Raw genomic sequence first — 8,256 nt, 5'->3', positions numbered from 1 at the left:
CGATTTTTGATAATTCTTTAATTTTCAATTATCAATTGTCAATTATCAATTCCCAACGGGTTTTCCTGGTGTCTATGGCGCGGTGGAACCACACTGATCCCTTCCCGAACTCAGAGGTGAAACGCTGCTGCGGCGACGATAGTTGAGGGGTTGCCCTCTGTCACAATAGCTCGATGCCAGGTTTAATATTTAACAACAAAAGCCTCCTCTATTTATTTAGAGGGGGTTTTGTTTTATCTGGGTTTTTTAAACTCCAGTTTTTATTTATCTATTTATCTTTTTACCTAGTTCTGGTAATTTCAATGCTAATTTTGCCGTTAAAGTCGGGTATGGGTGCAGCAGGTTTGATAACAATAACTTGTATTTGAGAAACCATATCATTCTGCTGAAGAATAGCATCTGCGATCGCACCTGCTAACCTCTCCAACAAATCAAATTTAGATGTTTTAACTAAATTCTGCACTAAATTAATAACAGTGCGATAATCTACAGTATCTTCAATAGTGTCATTCTCAGTAGCTTGGGAAAGATCCAACCATAACTTCAAATCTACCTCAAACCATTGTCCTAAAACCTTTTCCTCTGGTAAATACCCAATATAGCCATAGCAGCTAATTCCTGTTAAATGAATACAGTCCATAAAAATTAGAGTAGAAGTTTTACATTTTAGACATTTTAAATTTTAAATTAAAAAGCCCGATAAACAACTTAAAATTAAAAATTGTCTTATATCCCCTATTGAATTAATGCAGCTACATTTTAATAATGTTAATCAACTGTGGTCTTATGTTTTAACAGAAACCCTCAAACGCTTGGGTTTAAGTTGTGCTGTTTTATGTCCTGGTTCTCGTTCTACTCCTCTGACTGTAGCTTTTAGCAAACAAGCACCAGATATTGAAGCTATTCCCATTTTAGATGAACGCTCTGCGGCTTTTTTTGCTTTGGGAAGAGCAAAAGCAACAGGAAAACCTGTGGTTTTGGTTTGTACTTCAGGGACAGCAGGAGCTAATTTTTACCCTGCGGTAATCGAAGCTAAAGAAAGTCGTGTACCTTTATTAATATTAACTACAGATAGACCTGCTGAATTGCGAGATTGCCATTCTGGACAAACTATTGATCAGGTAAAATTATACAGTAATTATCCTAACTGGCAAACTGAGTTAGCTACACCTGTCGCTAATAAAAGAATGTTAAGTTATTTGCGACAAACGGTAATTCATGCTTGGGAAAGTTGCCAATTTCCTACAGGGGGAATTGTACATTTAAATATACCTTTTCGTGATCCTCTAGCACCAATTTCTGATGGTACTGATTTTATATTAGATTGTGAAGAGTTCTTTTCTGGGATAATTGCAACACCATTACCAATTACCAATTATCAATTACCTAAAGAATGGCAACAATGTCAACGGGGTATTATTATTGCTGGAGTTGCACAACCCAAAGAACCTGAAGAATATTGTATAGCGATCGCTCGACTTTCTCAAACTTTGCAATGGCCTGTTTTAGCTGAGGGACTTTCTCCTGTTAGAAATTACGCAGATTTAAACCCCTATCTAATTTCTACCTACGACATAATTTTACGTAATCAAAACTTGTCCCAAGAATTAACACCAGAAATGGTAATTCAAATTGGGGAAATGCCGACTAGTAAAGAATTACGTAATTGGTTAATTAATGTTAATCCTCAACGCTGGTTAATTGATAGTAGTGCTGAAAATTTAGATCCTTTACATGGAAAAACAACACATTTAAGGATATCTGTAGAAAAATTGGGGAATGGGAAATGGGAAATGGGAAATGGGAAATGGGGGTTTTATTTACAAAAATGGTGTGAAATTGAAGCGCAAATTAGAAAAAATATTGATGAGACTTTTGAAAATATAGAAGACTTAATTGAAAGTAAAGCTGCTTGGTTAATTTCGCAAATTATACCCCCACAAACACCATTTTTTATTGCTAATAGTATGCCAGTGCGAGATGTGGAATTTTTCTGGAAACCAAATAATTCAGGAATAAAATCATATTTTAATAGGGGTGCAAATGGGATTGATGGTACTCTTTCCACTGCTTTAGGAATAGCACATCATCAACAAAGTAGTGTGATGTTAACGGGAGATTTAGCCCTATTACATGATACTAATGGTTTTTTAATGAGAAATAAGTTAGTTGGACATTTGACAATTGTATTAATTAATAACAATGGTGGGGGAATTTTTGAAATGTTACCTATTGCTAATTTTGATCCACCTTTTGAAGAATTTTTTGCCACTCCCCAGGATATTAATTTTGCCCAGTTATGTGCTACTTATGGTGTAGAATATGAGTTAATAAATTCTTGGAAGCAGTTAGAAGAAAGATTAAAACTGTTACCAAGTCAGGGAATACGGGTTTTGGAAATTAGGACAAACAGAAAAAGGGATTCTCTATGGAGAAAGGAGTATTTGAGAAGGTTTAGTGATGCTTTTTAAACATTGAGTAAACCTGTGAATAAAGTGTAAGTAATCAGTAATCAGTAATCAGCTAATAACAGCAAGAGGAAAGATTTATAATTCTTAATTGCATAAAATTTATACACTCCTGATTTTTCTCTTGTTTTCTATTTCAGTCTTTAAAGCTGATAGCTGACTGCTGAATACTTACTTAAAATTTATCTTTCATTCCGCGAATTTTAGCAAAAGTTTGTACAGGATCTTTACTATTTACAGCTAATTGTAACGAAGGATGATCCCAGCGTAAAAACGGATTTGTATTCTTTTCAATACCAAGCAGAGAAGGAACAGTAGCTTCCTGACGCTGACGCATATCTGTTACTTCTGCAAATCGCTTTTGTAAATCCGTGTTTTCACTATCAACTGTTAATGCAAAGCGCAGATTACTTAAAGTGTATTCATGGGCGCACCAAACAAGGGTATTATCAGGTAAAGCCCGCAGTTTGCTTAAAGAGTCTACCATTTGCGCTGGTGTACCTTCAAACAAACGACCACAACCACCAGCAAATAAAGTATCACCGCAGAATAATTCTCCTGTCTCACCAGGTGTTACAGGAGGAAAGTAGTAAGCTATATGAGCGCGGGTATGGCCGGGTACAAAAAATACTTCTGCTGTGCGATCGGCAAATTGTACGCGATCGCCTTCTTGTAAAAATACCTGTTGTCCAGGAATCCTTCCTCGATCCTCAATTCCAGCATATACCGTCAATTGGGGGAATTTTTCGATTAACTCCAGATTAGCACCCACATGATCATGATGATGGTGTGTGTTAAAAATTGCTACTAAATTGCATTTTAGTTGTGCAAGTTGCTGTAAAACTGGTTTAGACTCCGCTGGATCAACAACAGCAGCAATATTATGCTGTAAATCGTACAGCATAAATATATAGTTGTCAGAAAGTGCTGATAGTCGGATTACCTGCATTGCTTTCTTTACCTCCCACACACATGGATGCTTGATATTGATCATTCATAACTATAGCCTATTTAGAAGTTTTGAATTGAATCAGGTTAGTCAAGTTAATTGCTAATGAGACAAGAGAATATGAACAGATTAAAAACCTAATTAATTAAAATTCGTGTTAAAGTTCGTGAAAAAGCAGATTTTCAAGTTCAGGCAAATGCACAAGTAATTAGACTTGATAAAAGTGGCAGCAAAAAGTTTTTCGTTAGTAAAGGAAATAGGGAGATGGGGAAGAAAATTTTAGATTTTAGATTAGATTTGACAAAACAATCCAAAATCCAAAATCCAAAATCCAAAATAAATAACTCCTGACTTCTGAATTATTGTTATTAAGACCAAGAATCCAAATCTAAAGATTGCATTCCTCGACTGCTGACAAATTCCAGCAAACTACCTAACTGAAACCAAACAAACACACAAGTTCCCAAACTCAAAGGTAAACCAATACCCAAAGCTAGGGGAGAGGGAAAACCAAATATTTCTAAACCAGAAGACATAAATAAACAAACGCCTCCCGTAATACCAATAAATGGTACTAACAATTGCTTTAAAGAAGCACTAGATTTAATAGGTTCTTGATTGTTATTTGGCCATTTTTGGACAATTACTTTTAATGTTCCTGACAAAGCAAAACCAGAAGTTAAAGCCATGAGGAAACCAACCAAAAGCAAGATATAAGGAGGTTGCAGAGGATAATAATACATGAAGACTCCTGATTTTTATGCAAATAATTTAAACGTTGTTACTGTTTTTCAGTAAACGAAATTAGAGATGTTGCTTTTGGCAAAATAGCTGCTACACTTTCTCTCGATAACTCGGTTAAAATGCCTACAGCTACATTTAATAACCGATTTGGCGGTAAGTCATCTTTGACTAAATCCCACAATCTTTGTACTTCATCAGTGTGTAAACGATCATCTTCAGTTAGTGCTAAAACTAACTGACGACGTAAAAATTTACCTTCTTCCGATAGTAAATACTGTAAACCCATTCTAGCTGTTGGAACAACATCAAATTGCTGATCAGTCCGCGCAATGGAAATCAAATTCTCTAAACGCTGCCATTGGAATTTACCATCTTTAAATAGCACGTTCAATAAGCGTCGTCTTAATGCGGGAGATTCACCAGTTAATAACCGTCGTGCTATGTAGGGATAACCTACTTCCACAATTTTAAAATTGGGGTTGAGGGTTAAAGCAATACCTTCCTGTGTCACCAAAGAACGAATAATTAAGGCAAACTTAGCGGGAACTCGGAAAGGATATTCATACATCAATTCCGAAAATTCATCGGTAATGGTTTTAAAGTTAAAATCACCGACGTTTTTACCAATGGCATTTCCCAGAACTGCTTCTAATGCTGGAACAATGGGAGCAATATTTGTTTTTGGAGCGAGGAAGCCCAATTTTACAAAGTCTTCCGCTAAGTCAGTATAATCTTTGTTGACAAGATGTACTAAGGCATCTACTAAGGTTTCCTTTGTGGTTTCCTCCAACTGGTCCATCATGCCAAAGTCGATGTAAGCCATGCGACCATCGGGAACAGCAAATAAATTACCAGGATGGGGGTCAGCATGGAAAAAACCATGTTCTAATAGTTGTTGCAAACCAGAAGTAACACCAATCTGGATAATGGTTTCGGGATCTAAACCTGCTTGGCGAATGCTTTGGATATCTGTGAGTTTAAAGCCGTTAATCCATTCTAGGGTTAAAACACGGTTACTACTATAACGCCAGTAAATAGTTGGTACTTTTACTTGGGGGTCATCACGGAAGTTGGTGGCGAATTTTTCCGCGTTCCGACCTTCGTTCATGTAGTCTATTTCTTCAAATAACTTCGTGCCAAACTCGTCGACGATTAATGTGAGGTCATGGCCGAGATTGAGGGGCAACCAAGGACTCAGCCAAGTTGCTGCCCAACGCATTAGATATAAGTCTTTTGTAATTACTGGACGCAGGTGCGGGCGTTGTACCTTGACTGCTACTTCCTCACCAGTGATGAGACGACCCCGGTAAACTTGACCTAAACTAGCCGCAGCCACTGGTTTCGGGGAAAGTTCGCTAAATATCTCATCAATGGAACGGTTGAGTTCAGTTTCAATAATGTGTTGCGCTAGGTCATGGTCAAAGGGTGGTAACTGGTCTTGTAGTTTTACCAGTTCCTCTAAAAAGTCTTTACGGATCAAGTCTGGTCGAGTCGAAAGGGCTTGACCCACTTTAATAAATGTCGGTCCGAGGTTTGTGAGCAGTTGTCGCAACTGGGTAGCTCGTTTACCCTTATTCTGCTCAACTTGGTTTTGCCATTCATCCCATTTGAGGCTGAGTAGAAAGCCTGCAAAGGAGAAGATGATTCTCAGTAGTCTGCCCCAAGCTAACCAGGGACGGTAACGATAGTAACGAGCGATCGCTTCTGGATTATACTGCTTTAGTTGAGCAGGTTGATACTGACCCACGTCTTTTTTTGCCTCTACAACTGGGAATTTGAGAATTTTCTGACTACTTGATTGACAATTTACTTGTTGCTCAAGTGTATTGTTGGTTTTTGATGGAAGCTATAGATAAACTCAACTTATCTTGAATGTTGAGATTAGTTTATGTTTTTCTTAATTATACTTTATAAAAGTACAAACTTTTGTCTCTTAGCGAGAGTATTTTATTATTTCTTAATGTTTGATACGGTATAATTTAGTATCAAATCTGACATTAAATATCTTGAAAATCCGATCCCATACAGGTTAGTTGATGGTTATTTGTGAATATTCAGGTTTTGTAGGATGGTGGTGAAAATCTCATACAGGGTTTTTATGTATATAAAGATGAGATATATTGCTGTTTAGAGAATTTTGATATTTATTAATATAGTGCAGTTGAAACTATCCGAAATAGATTAATATATAAATATTATCCGATTCCCTAATTATTAAATTTTTCCAATTGATTAATTTCTTCCTGGGAAAGTAATTTTTTGACAACTCTAACAGGTAAATGTTCTGCATTATCACGGTTATTAATTGGATTTACTAAACGCAAACTATATACTTCTTCTCCTGCTTCTTGTGAACTTTTTTGATCTATTCTCAAATAAACTTGATTTGGATAGGTACGTAATAATCTTGTTTGTAAAGATCCTTTTAAATCTCTTGCACTTTTAGCTATTTCGCTTTCTTCTCCAAATATTTCTCCTGCTGCTTTCCAAGCATGATTTAAGGCGACAATTTCTTTTACTAATGTTTCTATTGATGGTTGTTGAAATATATCTTTCATGGTTATTTACTGAATGTTTATTTAATTAATGGATATTTAAAGCACAAAGATACAGAGAACTAACAGTTTTCGATAGATTTTGATTGAAATCTGATTAATATGATGATCGTTTGGCTTCTAATTCTAATTGATTAATGATCCGATTCCATTTTTGTAATTGATTTTGACGTTCATTTAATTTTTGATCATCAGGATTAGGTAAACCTAAACTAGTATCATATCTACCATATTTTGGTGGTAATCCGATAAAAGATGTAGTTCCTGTATTTGGCAGAATTTGATATTTAGTTCTTAATAATTGTTCGCAAGACCATTGCCAAGCTAAAGCATGATCATGTGCTTCCCCTCCTAATTTTCTAATTCTTTTCACGGATAATGGTTGAGAACCAAATAAAACACTTTCGATATAATCATTTTGAGGAAAAATTCTAGTTTCACTTCCTCTACCTCTAAAAAATTCGACAATAAAACCATTCTCTCCTAAATCAAAAATACATATTTCTGTCTCATCACTACCATCTGATCGTAGTCTTTGAACATCTTGATCTGCTCTCAAATCATGATTGATAATTTCATAAGATTGCATAGGTAATAAAATTTTAATTCTCATAAAACTATTGCTATAATTAGCCCAAAATCCTTGACGTTTGTTTAACTGGTTTTCCTCTTTGTCTGTGATACCAATTCGTTGAGCAATTAAATCTACTAAATTAGAAAAGTCTTGATAATTAACTGCACCAATCCAAATTCTTAACTTCTGTCTAGCTTGACTGGATAATTTTGATTGTTTGCTAGAATTATGATAGTTGGTTTTTAACCAATTAACTAACTCTGGATACCTACCAACTATTGAGGTAGAAAGATGATTTAAAATATATTCTACAGATTTAATTTGATCAGTTTCCTCCATTTGTTCAAAACAACGTAATAACCAATTAACTTTATCTAACGTAACTGGATGTAGCTGTTTTGTAAAATAAGGTGCTATTTCCAAAACATAATCTTTAAATATGGTAAGATTCGGGAGAACATGATTGATTTTTGGTAATAGTTCATTATGAGTTAAGTTTTGGTCACAAATAATTTTTACCATTGCTTTTTTCGGTTCATTTGCTCCCAAAGCAACCAAAATTTTAATAACTAGATTATCCTTGACAGAAATTGAATTACTCCACAGAAGAAACCCATTAACTAAGTGCGATGTGATTACATTTTTTTGTCCATGATAAAACCAAGCTAACCGACGAATTAAGGTAAAATATAACCATTTATTTTCTTGGGATATACGCCAAATTCTTAAAGTTAATTGTTTTCTTTCTTCTTCTGGTATTGCTTCCCAAATTTGATCGTTATCAATACACCATATCCATTCTATTAAACTAATATCTTTAATTCTATTCTGATCAATTTTTTCTTGCAATGCTGATATAGATAAATTAATATTACTAGGTTTTTGTTTTGCAGCGAGTTCAATTAATCTATGGGGTTGATGATCTGGTATACTAAATTCTTTAAGGTTGAAGTCTTTGTGAAGCAT

7 protein-coding genes and 1 rRNA gene are annotated in these 8,256 nt (G+C 35.1%); 2 read left to right on the top strand and 6 right to left on the bottom strand.

The window, feature by feature from the left end:
• Positions 1-64: 64 nt before the first annotated feature.
• A 5S ribosomal RNA gene (gene rrf / locus H5968_RS19725) occupies positions 65-182 on the top strand.
• 98 nt (positions 183-280) lie between these two features.
• Here the strand turns inward: rrf and folB are convergent.
• Complete coding sequence (gene folB, locus H5968_RS19720) at positions 281-640, bottom strand: dihydroneopterin aldolase (RefSeq protein ID WP_187041315.1); 360 nt, start codon at positions 638-640, stop codon at positions 281-283.
• A gap of 106 nt (positions 641-746) precedes the next feature.
• Between folB and menD the strand changes: the two genes are divergently transcribed.
• Positions 747-2,471 carry a 2-succinyl-5-enolpyruvyl-6-hydroxy-3-cyclohexene-1-carboxylic-acid synthase gene (menD, locus tag H5968_RS19715; protein WP_187041314.1) on the top strand — a complete coding sequence of 575 codons (1,725 nt, stop codon included), beginning with the start codon at positions 747-749 and terminating at the stop codon, positions 2,469-2,471.
• Between the two features lie 172 nt (positions 2,472-2,643).
• Here the strand turns inward: menD and gloB are convergent, their stop codons facing one another.
• The 5 genes from gloB to H5968_RS19690 all read right to left on the bottom strand — a co-directional run bounded on the left by gloB (position 2,644) and on the right by H5968_RS19690 (position 8,256).
• Positions 2,644-3,417 carry a hydroxyacylglutathione hydrolase gene (gloB, locus tag H5968_RS19710; protein WP_187041313.1) on the bottom strand — a complete coding sequence of 258 codons (774 nt, stop codon included), beginning with the start codon at positions 3,415-3,417 and terminating at the stop codon, positions 2,644-2,646.
• 368 nt (positions 3,418-3,785) lie between these two features.
• Complete coding sequence (locus H5968_RS19705; protein WP_137668178.1) at positions 3,786-4,160, bottom strand: hypothetical protein; 375 nt, start codon at positions 4,158-4,160, stop codon at positions 3,786-3,788.
• 38 nt (positions 4,161-4,198) lie between these two features.
• Entirely contained in the window at positions 4,199-5,908 is a 1,710-nt protein-coding gene (locus tag H5968_RS19700) for an AarF/ABC1/UbiB kinase family protein (RefSeq protein ID WP_096567714.1), read from the bottom strand.
• Between the two features lie 460 nt (positions 5,909-6,368).
• Positions 6,369-6,719: a hypothetical protein gene (locus H5968_RS19695; RefSeq protein ID WP_096567716.1), complete on the bottom strand. Its 351-nt coding sequence runs from the start codon at positions 6,717-6,719 to the stop codon at positions 6,369-6,371.
• Positions 6,720-6,813: 94 nt separating this feature from the next.
• Entirely contained in the window at positions 6,814-8,256 is a 1,443-nt protein-coding gene (locus H5968_RS19690; RefSeq protein ID WP_201277633.1) for an EH signature domain-containing protein, read from the bottom strand.

The organism is Sphaerospermopsis sp. LEGE 00249 (assembly GCF_014299995.1).
Taxonomy (GTDB): Bacteria; Cyanobacteriota; Cyanobacteriia; order Cyanobacteriales; family Nostocaceae; genus Sphaerospermopsis; species Sphaerospermopsis kisseleviana.
The sequence above is the reverse complement of the archived record's forward strand: the minus strand, read 5'-3'. Positions and strand labels throughout refer to the sequence as shown.